Raw genomic sequence first — 16,644 nt, 5'->3', positions numbered from 1 at the left:
AACCGTTATGAGCGATTTGGATTTCAACGTTAGTTATGTCTCGCACCGCGCCCCAATGATGGGCCGCAATGCGGTTGCCACGTCTCAACCGCTGGCCGCACAGGCGGGGATGCGCATGTTGCAACAGGGTGGTAATGCGGTAGATGCGGCGATTGCTACGGCGATGGCGCTCACCGTGCTGGAACCCACCGGCAACGGCATCGGCAGTGATGCGTTTGCCATTATCTGGGATGGGAAAGCGCTGCATGGCTTAAATGCCTCCGGTCGCTCCCCCGCCAGCTGGAATGCAGAACGCTTTGCCGGACAGAGCACCATGCCGGAAACCGGTTGGGAAGCCGTGACCGTACCGGGCGCGGTTTCTGCCTGGGTCACGCTGGCCGAGCGCTTTGCCACGCTGCCGCTGACCACACTGGCACAACCGGCGATCGAGTACGCCCGCGACGGCTTCCCGGTTTCGCCGCTGATCGCCCATCTGTGGCAGCGCGGCTACAACAAACTGAAGTCTCAGCCGGGTTTTGTTGAGTGTTTTGCGCCAGATGGCCGACCGCCGCGTGCTGGTGAGCTTTTCCGTAACCCGGCGCAGGCCGCCACACTGCAGAAAATCGCCGAAACCAGGGGGGAAGCCTTCTATCGGGGCGATCTGGCGGAAAAAATGGTGGCATTTGCCGGGCAGCACGGCGCGGCACTGAGCATGGCCGATCTCAACAACCATCGCGCCGATTGGGTGGATCTGTTGTCACGCCCGTTTGCCGATGGCTCGGTGCAGGAATTACCGCCCAACGGTCAGGGCATCGCCACTCTAATTGCGCTCGGCATTCTGGAGCAGTGGGACATCGGCAGCTACACGCCTGATTCCCTGCCGTGGCTGCACTTGTCGATTGAAGCGATGAAGCTGGCGCTGGTCGATCTGGATCGTTACGTCACCGATTACGACCATCTGGAATTCCCGGCAGAGTTGCTGCTGAGTGACAGCTACCTCAAGCAGCGCGCTCAGCTCATCAATCCTGACCAGGCCGGGGATTTTACCTTCGGCTCCCCGCAGCAGAGCGGCACCGTGTATCTCTCGACTGCCGATGCTAGCGGCATGATGGTGTCCTTTATTCAGTCCAACTATATGGGCTTTGGTTCAGGCGTGGTGGTGCCGGGCACCGGCATCAGCTTGCAGAATCGCGGTTGCGGCTTCTCGCTCGATCCGCAGCATCCGAACGTAGTGGCCGGTAGCAAACGTCCTTTCCACACTATTATTCCGGCGTTTGCGCTGGATGCGGCGGGACAGCCATTGATGTCGTTTGGCGTGATGGGCGGCCCGATGCAGGCGCAGGGGCACTTACAGCTGGCGTTGCGCATCATGCAGCACAAGCAAAACCCGCAGGCAGCGATTGATGCGCCGCGCTGGCGTGTTGAGCAAGGCCGTGCGGTGGTGGTGGAACCGGGTATCGACCGTAATGTGCTGGCGAAACTGCGCGAGATGGGTCACCAGATTACGGTGGAGGATCCATTACAGAGCTACAACTTTGGCGGTGCGCAGGCGATTGTGCGTGACCCGCAGGGCTTCTACATTGCCGCCACTGAAAGCCGGAAGGATGGGCAGGCGCTGGTGTTTTAAATCACAATCTGGCGGCATCAGTGCGGACTGCCAGATGCCGCCAGGTGATTTCAGCCTTTGGGTTCGGTTTTTGCCTGCTTTCGTTGGTGTCGATGGAGTACAACCTCCAGGGTCGACCACCCGCACATTTCTTTCATGACCTTAATCCGGCGCGCCAGAGTGCGCCTTTTCCCACAGTTTGCCGCGCCTCAACCCGTTGTACACGCCAGGCCATTGCACTATCCTTTAGGACCATTCCCACCGAATCGAAATTAGCCATAACAGGAGTTCAACATGGCGTCAGGATTATCCCGCATCTGGATGCGTACCGGCATGCTTATGATCAGCGCACTGGTTGTGCTGCAACTTACCGCCTGTGGCGATAAAGAAGGCGATCAGCGTAAAGCTTTCACCGATTTCCTGCAGAACACCGCGATGCGTAGCGGCGAACATCTGCCAAGCCTGAGCGAAAACCAGAAGCAAACCTTCGGTAACTACGCCAGCGACTACGCCATTTTGTATGGCTTCTCACAGCAGGCCAATCAGGCGGTTGAGCAAGGCATGCGCCCTGTGGTTGATGAACTGGCTGCGATTCGTGTGCCACAAGATTATCTGACCCGTCGCGATAGTCTGCGTCAGGCGAGCGGCAACCTCAGTGTGCTGTCACAGCAGATTCAGAGCGCCAAAATGCAGGCCGACAGCAGTAAAGCCACGCTGAAGCAGCCTGACGATCTGAAGAAAGTGTATGACAGCGTCTACGCCAAAGTGGTGACGCAGCCAGCGGGTACACTGATTCCGCTACTGCCTCAGCTGCAGGCGTTGAGCCAGGCGGCGGTGCAAACCGGTGATTATCTGCAGTCGCAGGGCACGCGTGTGACCTTCAATGACGGTGGCGTTCAGTTCCCAACGCAGGATCAGGCCACGCAGTACAACACCCTGATGAGCAACCTTTCCAGCAATGCTCAAGCCCTGACTCAGGCACAGAATGCTGTGCAGGGTGGTTTGTAACCTCGCTTTGAATGCGTTCAGGGGCGACTAACAGGTCGCCCTTTTCCTGACATACTTTTCATTGCATCTTTCAGATTTTTCGTCACTTCCTTACACCTTACTTATCTGCATCGCTATTGTGTGATCTGACGCATTTTCAACCAAAAATAGTTTGTGATCTCAATCACACTTATGAAACAAACCTGAGAGCTGCAAAGGTGACTTAAGTCACATTTATCCCGTTGTTTTGCTTAAAATTTCGCCTTCGTACTTTTCTTACACTCTATTTATGTGATCTTCATCACCTTATGACACCCTGACCACCCCAATTTTGAGTGATCTGCATCACACTTATCCCGGATGCTACGCAGCGTAATAAACTAGTGCTAGAGTCCGCGTGCATACAGTGATGCCACGGCCCGCGCCGGAACGGCTCAATAAAAGTCTTAACAAAAACAACCGCGCTCTTATTGCAGCGCGTCTCAATAAGGGGTGGGTTTATGTCCTCATCAGCGAAGGTCAAGGTCCAGAGCTTTGGTCGCTTTCTGAGTAACATGGTGATGCCAAACATCGGTGCGTTTATCGCCTGGGGTATCATCACAGCACTGTTCATCCCAACCGGATGGATTCCAAACGCAACGCTGGCGAAACTCGTCGGCCCAATGATCACTTACCTGCTGCCATTGTTGATCGGTTTCACCGGTGGACGTCTGGTGGGCGGCGATCGCGGTGGCGTGGTCGGTGCCATTACCACCATGGGTGTGATTGTCGGTGCAGATATGCCGATGTTCCTCGGCGCGATGATTGCCGGTCCACTGGGCGGCTGGGCGATCAAAACCTTTGACCGTATGGTTGATGGTAAAATCAAAAGCGGCTTTGAGATGCTGGTTAACAACTTCTCAGCCGGTATCATCGGTATGCTGTTGGCGCTGCTGGCGTTCATCGGCATCGGTCCATTGGTTGAAGGTCTGTCACACATTCTTGCGGCGGGCGTAAACCTGATGGTGCAGAACAACCTGCTGCCACTGACTTCTATCTTTGTTGAACCGGCGAAAATCCTGTTCCTCAATAACGCCATCAACCACGGTATCTTCTCGCCACTGGGTATCCAGCAGGCTAGCGAAGCCGGTAAATCCATCTTCTTCCTGATTGAAGCGAACCCAGGCCCAGGTATGGGTGTACTGGTTGCCTACATGATTTTTGGTCGCGGTAGCGCTAAGCAGTCTGCAGGCGGTGCGGCAATCATCCACTTCCTCGGTGGTATCCATGAAATTTACTTCCCGTACGTGCTGATGGCGCCACGTCTGCTGCTGGCAGTGATCCTCGGTGGTATGACAGGCGTGTTTACCCTGACCGTACTGAACGGCGGTCTGGTGTCTCCAGCGTCTCCGGGTTCTATTCTCGCAGTACTGGCGATGACGCCAAAAGGCGCATACTTCGCCAACATCGCGGCCATCATCGCGGCGTTTGCCGTCTCCTTCGTGGTCTCTTCAATCCTGCTGAAAACCAGCAAAGTAAAAGAAGATGACGACATCGAAGCTGCGACTCAGCGTATGCGTGATATGAAAGCGCAGTCGAAAGGTCAGGCCGTTGCCGGTTCTCCGGTTATCGCCGATGCCAACAGTGTTGATGTGAGCCACGTGCGTAAAATCATCGTGGCCTGTGATGCCGGTATGGGTTCCAGCGCCATGGGTGCAGGTGTGCTGCGTAAGAAAGTGCAGGATGCCGGCCTGAGCAATATCTCGGTCACCAACAGTGCGATTAACTCACTGCCGGGCGATGTGGATCTGGTGATTACCCACCGCGATCTGACGGAACGTGCGATGCGCCAGGCACCGCAGGCGCAGCATATTTCGCTGAACAACTTCCTCGATAGCGCGCTGTATAGCAATCTGACTGAACGTCTGATCGCCGCTAACCGCAGTGAAGCACATCGTGAAACCGTGCAGACCACGCTGGCAGACAGCTACGACGATGGCAGTGCTAACTTGTTTAAATTGGGCGCGGACAACGTGTTCCTGGGCTTGAGCGCCAACAACAAAGAGCAGGCGATTCGCTTTGCTGGTGAGCAGTTGGTGAAAGGCGGTTATGTCCAGCCAGAGTACGTTGAAGCGATGCTGGAACGTGAAAAGCTGACCCCGACCTATCTCGGTGAGTCTATCGCTGTGCCGCACGGCACCGTGGAAGCCAAAGATCGCGTGCTGAAAACTGGCGTGGTGTTCTGCCAGTACCCTGCGGGCGTATTGTTTGGCGAAGAAGCCGATGACGTGGCGCGCCTGGTGATTGGTATTGCGGCTCGCAATAACGAACACATTCAGGTGATTACCAGCCTGACCAACGCGCTGGATGATGACAGCGTAATTGAGAAGCTGGCGAACACCACCAGCGTTCAGGATGTGCTGGATCTGCTGTCAGGTAACACCGCGAAAGCGTAATACCACGTTTTAACTTCCCTGGGGCGGGCAAGCCCGTCCCACATTTCCGGGGCGGATTTGCCCGCCCTTTCGTCATTTGATATGGGTCAAATTTATGAAAGCGTTACATTTTGGAGCAGGTAACATCGGTCGCGGTTTTATCGGTAAGTTGCTGGCTGATGCCGGTATCGAACTGGTCTTCGCGGATGTGAATCAGGTGGTTCTGGATGCCCTTAACGCCCGTCATGAGTATCCGGTTCATGTAGTTGGCGAGCAGGCAAAGGTCGAAATCGTTACCGGCGTTAGCGCAGTGAACAGCACCAGCGACGACATCGTCACGCTGATTGCTGAGGTTGATATCGTTACCACGGCGGTTGGTCCGCAAATTCTGGAGCGCATCGCAGGCGGTGTGGCGAAAGGTCTGGCCAAACGCAGCGACAACGGTAATGTCCGTCCGCTGAATATCATCGCCTGTGAAAACATGGTGCGCGGCACCAGTCAGTTGAAGCAGCACGTTCTGAAAGCGCTGCCAGAACAGTATCACGCGTGGGTTGAAGAGCACGTTGGCTTCGTCGACTCCGCCGTTGACCGCATCGTGCCGCCATCTGAGGCCGGCAGCAACGATCCGCTGGAAGTGACAGTCGAAACCTTCAGCGAATGGATTGTCGATAAAACGCAGTTCAAAGGTGAATTGCCAAACATTCCTGGCATGGAGCTGACTGATAACCTGATGGCATTTGTCGAGCGCAAACTCTTCACGCTGAATACCGGCCATGCCATCACCGCGTATCTTGGCCAGCTAGCAGGCCACGCCACCATCCGCGATGCGATTCTGGATGAGAAAGTGCGTGCCGTGGTGCAGGGTGCGATGCAGGAGAGCGGCGAGGTGCTGATCAAGCGCTATGGCTTTGATGCCGACAAGCACGCCGCTTACATCCAGAAAATCCTCACTCGTTTTGAAAATCCGTACCTGAAAGATGATGTTGAACGTGTTGGCCGCCAGCCGCTGCGTAAACTCAGCGCGGGCGAACGTCTGATCAAACCCACGCTCGGCACCCTTGAGTACCACCTGCCACACGCCAACCTGGTGCAGGGTATTGCTGCCGCGATGCACTACCGCAGCGAAGCCGATCCGCAGGCGCAGGAACTGACTGCCCTGTTGGCTGAAAAAGGCCCGCAAGCAACGCTGGCCGAGATCTCTGGACTGGAAGCCAATAGCGAAGTGGTCACCTCAGTGGTGAGTGCTTACAACGCTATGGCATAATGCGCGCCTTTTAATAGCTCACTCGGGCGCGGTGCCAACCGTGCCCGTCGGCGGTAGCGGAACGATGCAGGCAATAATGGAAGAGAAGCAAGCTTTTGAAAACCGGGTGCTTGAGCGCCTGAACGCCGGTCGATCGGTGAGAAGCTTCCTGATCGCCGCCGTTGAGCTATTGGCTGAAGCGGTCAACCTGCTTGTGTTGCAGGTTTTCCGTAAAGACGATTATGCCGTAAAGTACGCGGTTGAACCGCTGCTGCTCGGTGACGGTCCGCTGGGCGAGCTATCGGTGCGTTTGAAACTGATTTACGGTTTGGGCGTGATTAATCGCCATGAATATGAAGATTGTGAGCTGCTGCTGGCGCTGCGTGAAGAACTCAATCACGACACCAGCGACTACCGCTTTACTGACGATGAGATTTTGGGGCCATTTGGTGAACTGCACTGCGTTGTAGCGTGGCCGCCACAACCTGACTTCACCCGGGATGACGAAGCATTACGCAGTATGCAGCAGCAGCGCTATCTGCAAATGGTGCGATCCACCATGGTGCTGTCGCTCACAGAGCTGATATCGCGCATCTCCCACAAGCAAGCCTTCAAGAAGCCGGCCGTTTAGGGGCTCTGTCGCGGTCGAATCCGCCCCGCTGCAAAATCGCCCCGTTTTGATGTATCCTTTGCCTGTTTTCCTTAACGAGTTTCCCCTGATGAAAGAACAAGAAAAAGCCGAGATCAAACTGCTCAGTGATCAACTGGACGCATTGAATCGCAAAGAACCCCAGCTGCTGGAATCTGGCGATGCCGAAAAACTCGGCGAGCTGCTGCGTGAAAAAGAGAAGCTGGTGCAGGAAATTGAACGTCTGCGCAGTGTTCGCGATGAGAAACTGAGTAAAGAAGCGCAACAGCTGCAGAAGCTGGGTTTCAGCCGTGAGATCACCAGGAAAGAACAAGCCAACATGGGCGCATTTAAGAAGAGCGTGCGCGGCCTGGTGGTGGTGCATCCAATGACCGCGCTGGGACGTGAGATGGGGCTGAAGGTGATGACCGGCTACGCGAAGCAGCCGTTCTGATACCCGATTACGCGGCGTGTGATACGTCGCGTTCCACGCTCTGTTCCTGCACTGCTTCAACCCCTGCCACGGGTTCAACCCCTGCTGCCAGCAATACCTGGGTGTTCAACGCATCCAACAGTGCATAGCGACGACGATACTCCGCACGTTTCTTACTGGCGATCTCTTCCAGTGCTTTCCTTTCCATCTGCAGCGGCAACGTAAACAGGTCGTCGGCACGGGCTTCACCGCCCAGAGACAGCCAGAACTCGCTGTAGCTGGCAAAGAACTTATCACCTTTACTGTGGCGATAACGCATGCTGCGGAACACATGCGTGGTATCTCCTACTGCGCAAATCGCTTGCACGCCACATTGTTGCGCCAGAATAAATACCGCTTCCATTAACAGACGTTTCGGGAATACGCCATGTGCGGCTTTGGTTGCATCGCGAATAACCTCATTTGAGATGTGTTTGCGCGGCCCCTGCAATCCACCAATCAATAATGTGCGCTTGCCCTTTTCCTGAATAATGGAAAAAGAGAGCGAGGCAATATTCATGGTTTGATAATGCAGTGTCAGGGTTATTTCACCTTCACGATCAAAATGTCCAGGGCAGCAATTAATAGCAAACACCTCATCATTTTTTCCGTTAAAAGTGGCAATCACATTTAACACCGGACTCAGCAGTAACTGGCGCAGTTTGGCATTATCCAGTTGATCCATCAGCGTGTAATGGTCAAGCAGCGCCTGTGCACGCTGCGCCACGCTGAAGCCCGCACGCAGGTAGGGACGATGCGGTTTGGCCGGCAGCAAGCCCTGCATTTTCAACAATTGCGGCAGAAACGGCAGTTTCGCTAACTGGTTAAGGTAATTAAACGTCGTAACCGGAAAGATGAAAGACCTTAAAGCAAATTTAAGGCGGAACATTTTGCTATTCCATAACTTATCAGGTCTGACGTTGCCGCGAATTAATGGCAAAAACAGGGATGCCGACGAATCTTTATTCGCCACAGGGGTAGTGATAGTAGACATAATTATTTTACTTTCGTTTGATCAACTGCGGCTACTGTATGCCCCAAATTATCAACGACAGGTTAATAACGGCCGTAACGGTATTGTCAGCAGAGGTAATCTCGAAGTGGTTTAAGAAGTGTTTAGCTTTCGTAAAGAAAAAAACCGGTGAAGCAGCTTCACCGGTTCTGTGCGTTGGCTATCGCCTGAACTTACTTAGCAGCAGCGAAACGCGCAGCCGCTTCATCCCAGTTCACCACGTTCCAGAACGCTTTGATGTAGTCAGGACGTTTGTTCTGATACTTCAGGTAGTAAGCGTGTTCCCACACATCCAGACCAATGATTGGCTCACCGGATGCGCCAGAGATGGCTTCACCCATCAGCGGGCTATCCTGGTTAGCGGTTGAAACCACAGCCAGTTTATCGCCCTTTTTCACCAGCCACGCCCAGCCTGAACCGAAACGGGTGGTAGCGGCTTTCTCGAACTCAGCCTGGAAAGCTTCAACGCTGCCGAAATCTTTTTCGATAGCGGCTTTCAGTTCGCCTTGCAGGCTGGTGCCCAGTTTCAGGCCTTTCCAGAAGAAGCTGTGGTTAGCGTGGCCGCCTGCGTTGTTACGCAGTGGACCTTTTTTATCTGCTGGCAGCTGATCCAGTTTAGCGATCAATTCTTCAACCGGCAGGTTAGCGAATTCGGTACCTTCCAGCGCTGCATTCGCGTTGTTAACGTAAGCCTGGTGGTGTTTAGAGTGATGGATTTCCATCGTCTGCTTGTCGAAGTGTGGTTCCAGTGCGTCGTACGCGTAAGGCAGGGATGGCAGTGAATAACTCATGTTCTTCCTCTCCATTTAGTGTTTTGCAGCATCACCTTAGCAGGGTGCCGCGTAAGCAGTCGGATCATTATAGTTAAAATCATGATCGGTAAAAGGGTTATCAATGCCTTAGTAATGATAAGGATTTGATGAATCTGGGAAAAGCACCGCACGCAGAGTCACATCTCATGCACGCGATGCCGCAGGATTACATCTTGTGCGTGCTGGCGCGCAGCTTGAGCTGTACCGGCAGTTCGTTGATGGCAGGAGGCTCATCGCCTTTCAATGCGGAAAGTAAGCGCTTGCCCGCCATGCGCCCCATCTCTTCATAAGGCAGGACAACGCTGGTGAGCGGCGGTGAGCAGACTGCTGCCAATGGGCCGCCACCGATGCTGGCAATCGCCAGCTGGCTGGGAATGGAGATGCCTGCGGCGTGGCAAGCCATGATGGCACCGCACGCCACTTCATCGCTGGTACAAATCAGCACATCCAGTTCCGGCCAGGTGAGACGGATCTCCGCCAGCAGGCTATGTCCAGCGGCAAAGGTCGGCATTTTCGGCGAGGTCACCACGCGGTGCGGGGCCTGATTTGATGCCAGCATGCCGCTATGCCAGCCATTCAGCAGTTGGCGGAAAATCGTGGTATTGGTTTGCGTACACAGCAAGCCGAGATGACGATAACCGCGCTCCACCAAACTCTGCACCAGCTGGCGAATCGCTTTAGCGTAATCGACACCAATGCTAATACCCGCAGATTCCTGATGCACCCCGCCGATATCCATCACCGGCAGGCCGGAATTACTCAGCAAACGATGAGCTTCAGCGGCATTGTCGAAGTTGAAATGCACCATCGCCGCCGGATTATACGAGAGCAGCATCTCGATCAACTCGCTCTCTTCCGCCGCCGAGTGGTTGGCTTCCGCCAGCATCATGTTGTAGCCCTGCGGACGCAGGATCTCTTGCAGCGCTTCCGACACAATCGCGCTGCCCGGCGTGGCGAACGAAGGCACCACCATGGTGACTAGCTTCGACGATGCCGACGCCAGATTACGCGCCTGGATATTGGGCACGTAAGCCAGTTCGGCGACGGCCGCATCAATTTTGGCGCGGATTTCAGGCGAGACCTTTTCCGGCATGCGTAACGCACGTGATGCCGTCATGGTGCTCACGCCGACCAAACGGGCAACATCGGCCAGTGTGCTTTTGCCGGTACCGCGCCGTTTTTTCTCTGCCATGCCTTCTCCTAGCTGACTTACCACCATTACCCGCACGCAGCTTAAAACCAAATGCGCCAACGTGCCACGTTAATCACCACAGATTCGGGCACGCCTCACCTGCTGAGCATTTTCAGAATCTCCGAGCATGTCAGGTGCTTGCAACGATGACAAACGGGCTGCACAAAAATGTTAGCGATAACACATTTTTTAACAACACCTGTGTTAGCGCTAACTTTTGCGACAATCATCACAGAAAAGCGGTGAGAAAATCACCTAAAGTGCACTCCATCGACGAATAACCAGGAATTACTGATGCTCACTCAATGGCTGACACCGCAACATATTCGCATCGTAGAACAGGTCAGCGACTGGCAGGACGCGGTACGTTTATCCGCTGAGCCGCTGCTGGCCGAAGGGGCGATCACCCCGGCTTACCTCGATGCCATCTTTACTTCGCATGCCGAACTGGGACCTTACTACGTACTGGCACCCGGCCTGGCGATGCCGCATGCCCGTCCGGAACAGGGCGCGCGTAAGAATGGCTTGTCGTTGCTGCATGTGAAGAACGGTGTGAGCTTTGCAGCGGATGAAAACGATCCGGTGCATGTGGTGATTATGCTGTGCGCCGTTTCCGGCGACGATCATATCCAGATGATCACCGCATTAGCCGAAGTATTCAGTGACGAATCTCGCCTGCAGCAATTGCTGACGGCGGCAACCCTACCAGCGATTGAAGCTGTTATTACAAATTAACCACCAGAGAATCCTATTATGAAAAAAGTCCTGATTGTGTGCGGTAATGGTTTAGGCAGCAGCTTTATTGTGGAAATGAACGTGAAGAAAATTGTGGCGGAATTAGGGAAAGAGGCCGAAGTGGGCCATACCGATTTAACCACGGCGAAATCTGAACAGGCCGACCTCATTATCAGCGCCAAAGATATTGCCGATCAGTTATCCGGGCATAGCGCGCAGGTATTTGGTCTGACGAATTTATTAGATAACGCCAAAATTAAAGAAATCCTGGCGGAAAATCTGTAATAGCCCGATTTTACTCACATGGAGTAATTATGCTGCAATTTATCATCAAGGATGTTCTCGGAACACCCGCAATACTTGTCGGCCTTTTTTCCCTGATTGGTTTATTACTGCAAAAGAAACCGGTGTCGGATGTGATTTCCGGCACGCTGAAAACCATCATGGGCTTTGTGATTCTTATCGCAGGGGCCAACCTGATTGCGGCAACACTGACCATTTTCAGCCAGCTGTTTGAGCACTCGTTTAATATTCAGGGTGTCGTGCCAAATACTGATGCAATGGCCGCGCTGGCGCAGAAGAGTTACGGTACTGAAACCGCGATGATCATGGTGTTCGGTATGCTGGTGAACATCCTGCTGGCGCGTATCACCCCGCTGAAGTACATCTTCCTGACCGGTCATCACACGCTGTATATGTCGGCGATGCTGGCGGTGATTCTTTCCGTCGGCGGCGTACATGGCTTCTGGCTGGTGCTAATCGGTTCACTGATTCTCGGCACCATGATGGTGGTGTGCCCGGCGATTCTGCAGCCGTTCACACGTAAAATCACCAATTCGGACGATCTGGCGCTCGGCCACTTCGGCTCAACCGGTTATCTGCTGTCTGCGCTGGTCGGTAAAGCAGTGGGCAAAGGCAGTCCATCCACCGAAGAGTTGAAGGTGCCGAAAACCCTCAACTTCCTGCGTGATTCCTCCGTCGCGATTTCGCTGACCATGATGATTCTGTTTATCGCGCTGGTGTTGGTGGCGGGTAAAGAGTTCACCGAAAGCCAGGTGAGCGGCGGTCAGAACTTCATCGTGTTCGCGATTATTCAGTCCATCACCTTTGCGGCGGGCGTTTATATCATCCTCGCCGGTGTGCGTATGGTGATTGCCGAGATCGTGCCGGCCTTTAAAGGCATCGCAGATAAGTTAGTACCGAACGCCAAACCGGCGCTGGACTGCCCAACCGTGTTCCCGTTCGCGCCGAATGCCGTGATCATCGGCTTCCTGTGCAGTTTCTCCGCCGGTCTGATCAGCATGTTCCTGTGCCCATTGTTTGGTCTGAGCGTGATTGTTCCTGGTCTGGTGCCCCACTTCTTCTGCGGTGCCACCGCGGGTGTATACGGCAACATCACGGGTGGACGTCGTGGCGCGGTGGTCGGCTCCTTTGTACAAGGGCTGCTGATCTCCTTCCTGCCGGCGATTCTGCTGCCGCTGATGGGCGACCTGGGCTTTGCCTCGACCACCTTCGGCGACGCGGACTTCGGTATTGTCGGCATCGTACTCGGCCACATTATTTCGTTCTTCCATTGATGTCATAACACAGCGCCTGCGGGCGCTGTTTATGTAATGAGGAAAAAAACAATGAACGCTCAATTTTCACCGTCATTAATGTGTATGGATCTCACCCGCTTTCGTGAACAGATCGAAGCGATGAATAGTACTGCGGCTTTTTATCATGTCGATATTATGGATGGCAGCTACGTTAAAAATATTACGTTATCGCCGTTCTTTATTGAGAACCTGCGTAAAATCACCGATGTGCCAATTGATGTGCATTTAATGGTCAATCACCCGGAAGATATTATTCCGATGTGCATTGAGGCGGGGGCGGATATTATTAGCTTCCATCCCGAAACCGCGAATAACAAAATATTCCGCCTGCTGAATCAGATTAAGGATGCGGGCCGTCGCTGCGGCGTGGTATTAAACCCGGCGACACCTGCCGAGAGCATTCGTGAGTATGCACATCTGCTGGATAAGGTTACGGTGATGTCGGTGGATCCTGGCTTTGCGGGGCAGAAATTTATTCCGGAAACGCTGAACAAGATTCGCCAGCTGATTGCCCTGCGCGAAGAGCACGGTTATCACTATCTGACCGAGATTGATGGTTCCTGCAATGCACGCACCTTTAAGCAGATCGCGGCTTCTGGTGTGGATGTGTTTATCGTTGGCACGTCAGGTCTATTCAATCTGGATGACGATGTGGCGCAGGCGTGGCAGAAGATGGAAAGCATTTTTGCCGAGGAAACGGCAGCCGCGTAATCCTTTACAGGTGCGCATCCACGTGCACATTGAGTGAAACGTGAAGATTCTCAGCCGGGTCGCCAGGCATGGCGACCCGCTTCATCTTCCTGATACTGCTTTGGGGCAACCTTAGCCTTTTACCGACCCAGCTCGGTCAGTGACTTATCCAGCGCACCCACCAGCCAATCAATATCCGATTCCTGGAACGCCAGTGGTGGACGCAGCTTCAGTACGTTGCCGTACGGACCGGCCACCGACGTCAGCACATGGTGATCGCGCAGCTTCTCGGTGAGATCCAGCGCCAGCGCTTTATCCGGCGTTTTGCTGGTGCGGTCCTGCACCAGTTCGAAGCCGATAAACAGCCCCGCTCCGCGCACATCGCCAATGCTTTCATGGCGATCCATTAACTTCTGCAACTCGGCGAGCAGTTTGGCACCCACCACGCGGCTGTGCTCTTGCAAGCCCTCTTCTTTAATCACCGTCAGGACCGCCTGCGCCGCCGCCATAGCAACCGGGTTACCGCCAAAGGTGTTGAAGTAAGGGATATCGTCACTAAACGCCGCCAGCACATCACTCTTCGCCAGCAGGCCGGAAACCGGAATGCCGTTACCCATCGGCTTACCCGTGGTCACCACATCCGGCACCACGCCGTGACGGGCGAAGCCCCAGAATGCATCGCCAGTACGACCGAAGCCAGGCTGCACTTCATCGGCGATGAAGATACCGCCATTAGCGTGCACCACATCCACCGCTTTCTGCAGGAAACCGCGCGGATTCGGTAACACACCATCGGAAGAGAAGATCGAATCCGCGAGGAAGCCAGCAAATTTAATGCCGTGTGCTTTCATGTCATCGATCTGTTTCTGAATTTCGTTGGCAAACCATTCGCCGAGATCCGGTGCGTTGACGCGGTAAGCATCGGGTGGCGAAACCAAACGCGTAGTGGCCGCCAGTGGCTGACCGCTGCCCAGTGCCGGGGAGACGCCAGACGTGAGATCGCTGGTGCCGTGATAGGCCTCCTGCGACACGATAATGCCCGTGCCGCCGCTGAAAGCACGCGCCACACGGATCGCCAAATCGTTAGCTTCCGACCCGGTGCACATATACATGGCACGGTCGATGGCGTCTGGCGTGGTTGCCAGCAGCTCTTCGGTGTAATCGAGAATGCGTTCGTGCAGATAACGGGTGTGGGTGTTCAGCATCTTCATCTGCTGATTCACCGCTTCGATCACCGCCGGATGGCAGTGGCCAATACTGGCCACATTGTTGTACACATCGAGATATTTGTTACCTGCAGCATCCCACAGATACTGCCCTTCACCGCGTACCAGATGCACCGGCTTACGATAAAACAGGCGATACGACTCGCCCAACACTTTGCTGCGCTTGTCCGTCAGCTGGCGGGTTGCTGCATCCAGACCGTCGGCGTGCTCAGCACGAAAACTGTTGGTGTCCATGATGGTGGAACGTGTAGCCATGGTAACTCCCGTTGCGAAGGTGAAAGGGGTGCATGATGTGTGACCGTTGTCACCATCATGCCTGCTTTAACGAGAAATGCAACCAAATACACAAATACAACCAAATACACATGACGCCGTAATGACACTCAGGTAAGCTTAGGCCCAGATTATTACGCTACAGGGAAAAGTCATGCTGCAGGAAACCCGCTTACACCGCATTCGAGCCCTGCTGACCACGCAGCATCAGGTCAGCACCGAGCGCATTATCAATGAGCTGGGTATTTCACGGGAAACGGCACGGCGAGACATTATTGAGCTGGAAGCGCAGGGTTTAGCACGACGGGTGCACGGCGGTTTAGTCGCGGTAGATAGCCAGCCGGAAGCACCGCTGCAAGTGCGCCGTAGTGCTCAAGCCAAAGAGAAACGTGCGATTGCCGTGGCGGCCGCACAGCACTTGCAGCCGGGCCAGACGCTGTTTCTGGATGCCGGCACCACCACCACCATGCTGGCGGAGCAGCTGCGCAGCATGGCCGGCTTAACCATTATCACTAACAGTTTGCAGGCTGCACTGGCGCTAAGCGCCGCCGAAGAACATGAAACGCTGAATAATCAGGTGATTTTGCTCGGTGGGATGATGATGGCAGGTGCACAGCAGACGCGCGGCGAAATCACGGTCAGCGAGATTTACCGCTATCGCGCCGACGTTGCCCTGCTGTCGCCGGTTGGCATTGATGCTAAAAACGGTGCCAGCAGTTTCCATCCTCATGAAGCGGCGATTGCTCGCGCCATGGTGCAGCAGGCTGCGCGCACCTTCTTACTGGCAGATCACAGCAAGCTGGGGGTGATCAGCCGCACGGTGTACGCGCCGATTGGAGAAGTGGATTTGCTTATTTGCGACAGCGGCCCCGCCAAAGCAGGCGCATTAGCTGCGCTCCAGCAGGCGCTGCCACAGGTACAGGTGGTTTAAACCAGGCGCTGCCACAGGTACAGGTGGTTTAAACCAGGCGCTGCCACAGGTACAGGTGGTTTAAACCAGGCGCTGCGGATGGCTGTACACCGTGGCGCGTCCCGGCTTACTAAACCCTATCAGCGTTAAATGACAACGCTCGGCGACCTCAACGGCGAGCTGGGTCGCAGCGGATACCGCAAATAAAATCTCCACGCCGCACATCGCGGACTTTTGCACCATCTCATAGCTGGCGCGACTGGAGACCAGCACCGCGCCCTGCTGCCACGGCTGCTGGCTACGATGCCCCAGCAGTTTATCCAGCGCCACATGGCGACCCACGTCTTCGCAGCCACCGAGCAATTCCCCCTGCGGCGACATCCATGCCGCCGCGTGCGTGCATCCGGTGAGATTGCCGATGGGTTGGTAATTGCGCAGTTGCGCCAGCCCGCTATCGAGGTTTGCCAGATCGAAGGTTTGGGTAAACGGCAACGGCTGCAGCGGTTTACCAATCTGGTCGAGTTGTTCCACGCCGCACACGCCACAGCCGGTTCTGCCCGCCATGGCACGGCGCTGCTCTTTTAGCGCCATAAAGCGTCGGCTGGAGAGTTCGATCTGCACTTCAATACCGTTGCAGCCGGGCACCACATCCATGCCGAAAATCTCATCAGGCTTCTCAATAATGCCTTCTGAGAGTGAGAAACCGAGCGCAAACGCCTCAAGATCGTTGGGCGTGGCCATCATCACCACATGGGAAATGCCGTTATACACCAGCGCGATCGGCACCTCTTGTGCCAGCCAGTCGGTTTCAGACGTGCTGATATCACGCCGCTGACGTACCGGCGCCTGCACTGCGCCTGAGATCTC

16 protein-coding genes are annotated in these 16,644 nt (G+C 54.8%); 11 read left to right on the top strand and 5 right to left on the bottom strand.

Features of this window, described 5'->3' with window-relative positions; genetic code table 11:
- Positions 1-7 precede the first annotated feature (7 nt).
- From AC6I8L_RS00565 to AC6I8L_RS00540, 6 genes are all read left to right on the top strand, one after another.
- Complete coding sequence (locus AC6I8L_RS00565) at positions 8-1,606, top strand: gamma-glutamyltransferase family protein (RefSeq protein ID WP_058961113.1); 1,599 nt, start codon at positions 8-10, stop codon at positions 1,604-1,606.
- Between the two features lie 273 nt (positions 1,607-1,879).
- Positions 1,880-2,593, top strand: coding sequence for a DUF3053 domain-containing protein (locus AC6I8L_RS00560; protein WP_034827740.1), 714 nt, complete (start codon positions 1,880-1,882; stop codon positions 2,591-2,593).
- A 479-nt stretch (positions 2,594-3,072) separates the two neighbouring features.
- Positions 3,073-5,007: a PTS mannitol transporter subunit IICBA gene (locus tag AC6I8L_RS00555; RefSeq protein ID WP_058961114.1), complete on the top strand. Its 1,935-nt coding sequence runs from the start codon at positions 3,073-3,075 to the stop codon at positions 5,005-5,007.
- A gap of 94 nt (positions 5,008-5,101) precedes the next feature.
- On the top strand, positions 5,102-6,250 hold the full coding sequence (gene mtlD / locus AC6I8L_RS00550; RefSeq protein ID WP_058961116.1) for a mannitol-1-phosphate 5-dehydrogenase: 1,149 nt from the start codon (positions 5,102-5,104) through the stop codon (positions 6,248-6,250).
- A gap of 76 nt (positions 6,251-6,326) precedes the next feature.
- Entirely contained in the window at positions 6,327-6,860 is a 534-nt protein-coding gene (locus tag AC6I8L_RS00545; RefSeq protein ID WP_034827734.1) for an MltR family transcriptional regulator, read from the top strand.
- An 88-nt stretch (positions 6,861-6,948) separates the two neighbouring features.
- Positions 6,949-7,311: a YibL family ribosome-associated protein gene (locus AC6I8L_RS00540; protein WP_058961117.1), complete on the top strand. Its 363-nt coding sequence runs from the start codon at positions 6,949-6,951 to the stop codon at positions 7,309-7,311.
- 7 nt (positions 7,312-7,318) lie between these two features.
- On the opposite strand, the gene AC6I8L_RS00535 is transcribed toward AC6I8L_RS00540, so the two are convergent.
- The 3 genes from AC6I8L_RS00535 to AC6I8L_RS00525 form a co-directional block, all read right to left on the bottom strand.
- The gene (locus AC6I8L_RS00535) at positions 7,319-8,323 is read right to left on the bottom strand and encodes a VirK/YbjX family protein (RefSeq protein ID WP_058961119.1); all 1,005 of its coding nucleotides are present in this window, start codon (positions 8,321-8,323) and stop codon (positions 7,319-7,321) included.
- A gap of 191 nt (positions 8,324-8,514) precedes the next feature.
- Entirely contained in the window at positions 8,515-9,132 is a 618-nt protein-coding gene (sodA, locus tag AC6I8L_RS00530; RefSeq protein WP_034827730.1) for a superoxide dismutase [Mn], read from the bottom strand.
- Positions 9,133-9,319: 187 nt separating this feature from the next.
- Complete coding sequence (locus AC6I8L_RS00525) at positions 9,320-10,345, bottom strand: LacI family DNA-binding transcriptional regulator (RefSeq protein WP_058961120.1); 1,026 nt, start codon at positions 10,343-10,345, stop codon at positions 9,320-9,322.
- Between the two features lie 294 nt (positions 10,346-10,639).
- On the opposite strand from AC6I8L_RS00525, the gene AC6I8L_RS00520 reads away from it, so the two are divergent.
- From AC6I8L_RS00520 to alsE, 4 genes are read left to right on the top strand one after another with little or no spacing between them, the layout of a single operon-like run.
- The gene (locus AC6I8L_RS00520; RefSeq protein WP_034827726.1) at positions 10,640-11,080 is read left to right on the top strand and encodes a PTS sugar transporter subunit IIA; all 441 of its coding nucleotides are present in this window, start codon (positions 10,640-10,642) and stop codon (positions 11,078-11,080) included.
- An 18-nt stretch (positions 11,081-11,098) separates the two neighbouring features.
- Positions 11,099-11,365 carry a PTS sugar transporter subunit IIB gene (locus AC6I8L_RS00515; protein ID WP_034827725.1) on the top strand — a complete coding sequence of 89 codons (267 nt, stop codon included), beginning with the start codon at positions 11,099-11,101 and terminating at the stop codon, positions 11,363-11,365.
- Between the two features lie 29 nt (positions 11,366-11,394).
- A complete protein-coding gene (ulaA, locus tag AC6I8L_RS00510) occupies positions 11,395-12,657 on the top strand; it encodes a PTS ascorbate transporter subunit IIC (RefSeq protein WP_034827723.1) in 1,263 nt (420 codons plus the stop codon).
- A gap of 51 nt (positions 12,658-12,708) precedes the next feature.
- Positions 12,709-13,389: a D-allulose 6-phosphate 3-epimerase gene (alsE, locus tag AC6I8L_RS00505; RefSeq protein ID WP_034827720.1), complete on the top strand. Its 681-nt coding sequence runs from the start codon at positions 12,709-12,711 to the stop codon at positions 13,387-13,389.
- A 119-nt stretch (positions 13,390-13,508) separates the two neighbouring features.
- Here alsE and AC6I8L_RS00500 read toward each other — a convergent pair whose 3' ends face one another.
- Positions 13,509-14,849, bottom strand: a complete 1,341-nt coding sequence (locus AC6I8L_RS00500) for an aspartate aminotransferase family protein (protein WP_034827718.1) — start codon at positions 14,847-14,849, stop codon at positions 13,509-13,511.
- Positions 14,850-15,021: 172 nt separating this feature from the next.
- Between AC6I8L_RS00500 and AC6I8L_RS00495 the strand changes: the two genes are divergently transcribed.
- Positions 15,022-15,798, top strand: a complete 777-nt coding sequence (locus AC6I8L_RS00495) for a DeoR/GlpR family DNA-binding transcription regulator (RefSeq protein ID WP_058961122.1) — start codon at positions 15,022-15,024, stop codon at positions 15,796-15,798.
- A gap of 60 nt (positions 15,799-15,858) precedes the next feature.
- Here AC6I8L_RS00495 and fdhD read toward each other — a convergent pair whose 3' ends face one another.
- Entirely contained in the window at positions 15,859-16,641 is a 783-nt protein-coding gene (gene fdhD, locus AC6I8L_RS00490; RefSeq protein ID WP_255253273.1) for a formate dehydrogenase accessory sulfurtransferase FdhD, read from the bottom strand.
- Between the last annotated feature and the right edge of the window lie 3 nt (positions 16,642-16,644).

The organism is Type-E symbiont of Plautia stali (assembly GCF_059731115.1).
The sequence above is the reverse complement of the archived record's forward strand: the minus strand, read 5'-3'. Positions and strand labels throughout refer to the sequence as shown.

What these genes read in the sequence shown, in the direction of transcription:
- AC6I8L_RS00525 (WP_058961120.1), bottom strand. Translation starts at nt 10,345, where the DNA reads ATGGCAGAGAAAAAACGGCGCGGTACCGGCAAAAGCACACTGGCCGAT.
- AC6I8L_RS00545 (WP_034827734.1), top strand. Translation starts at nt 6,327, where the DNA reads ATGGAAGAGAAGCAAGCTTTTGAAAACCGGGTGCTTGAGCGCCTGAAC.
- AC6I8L_RS00520 (WP_034827726.1), top strand. Translation starts at nt 10,640, where the DNA reads ATGCTCACTCAATGGCTGACACCGCAACATATTCGCATCGTAGAACAG.
- ulaA (WP_034827723.1), top strand. Translation starts at nt 11,395, where the DNA reads ATGCTGCAATTTATCATCAAGGATGTTCTCGGAACACCCGCAATACTT.
- AC6I8L_RS00495 (WP_058961122.1), top strand. Translation starts at nt 15,022, where the DNA reads ATGCTGCAGGAAACCCGCTTACACCGCATTCGAGCCCTGCTGACCACG.
- AC6I8L_RS00515 (WP_034827725.1), top strand. Translation starts at nt 11,099, where the DNA reads ATGAAAAAAGTCCTGATTGTGTGCGGTAATGGTTTAGGCAGCAGCTTT.
- AC6I8L_RS00555 (WP_058961114.1), top strand. Translation starts at nt 3,073, where the DNA reads ATGTCCTCATCAGCGAAGGTCAAGGTCCAGAGCTTTGGTCGCTTTCTG.
- AC6I8L_RS00535 (WP_058961119.1), bottom strand. Translation starts at nt 8,323, where the DNA reads ATGTCTACTATCACTACCCCTGTGGCGAATAAAGATTCGTCGGCATCC.
- sodA (WP_034827730.1), bottom strand. Translation starts at nt 9,132, where the DNA reads ATGAGTTATTCACTGCCATCCCTGCCTTACGCGTACGACGCACTGGAA.
- alsE (WP_034827720.1), top strand. Translation starts at nt 12,709, where the DNA reads ATGAACGCTCAATTTTCACCGTCATTAATGTGTATGGATCTCACCCGC.
- AC6I8L_RS00560 (WP_034827740.1), top strand. Translation starts at nt 1,880, where the DNA reads ATGGCGTCAGGATTATCCCGCATCTGGATGCGTACCGGCATGCTTATG.
- mtlD (WP_058961116.1), top strand. Translation starts at nt 5,102, where the DNA reads ATGAAAGCGTTACATTTTGGAGCAGGTAACATCGGTCGCGGTTTTATC.
- AC6I8L_RS00540 (WP_058961117.1), top strand. Translation starts at nt 6,949, where the DNA reads ATGAAAGAACAAGAAAAAGCCGAGATCAAACTGCTCAGTGATCAACTG.
- AC6I8L_RS00500 (WP_034827718.1), bottom strand. Translation starts at nt 14,849, where the DNA reads ATGGCTACACGTTCCACCATCATGGACACCAACAGTTTTCGTGCTGAG.
- AC6I8L_RS00565 (WP_058961113.1), top strand. Translation starts at nt 8, where the DNA reads ATGAGCGATTTGGATTTCAACGTTAGTTATGTCTCGCACCGCGCCCCA.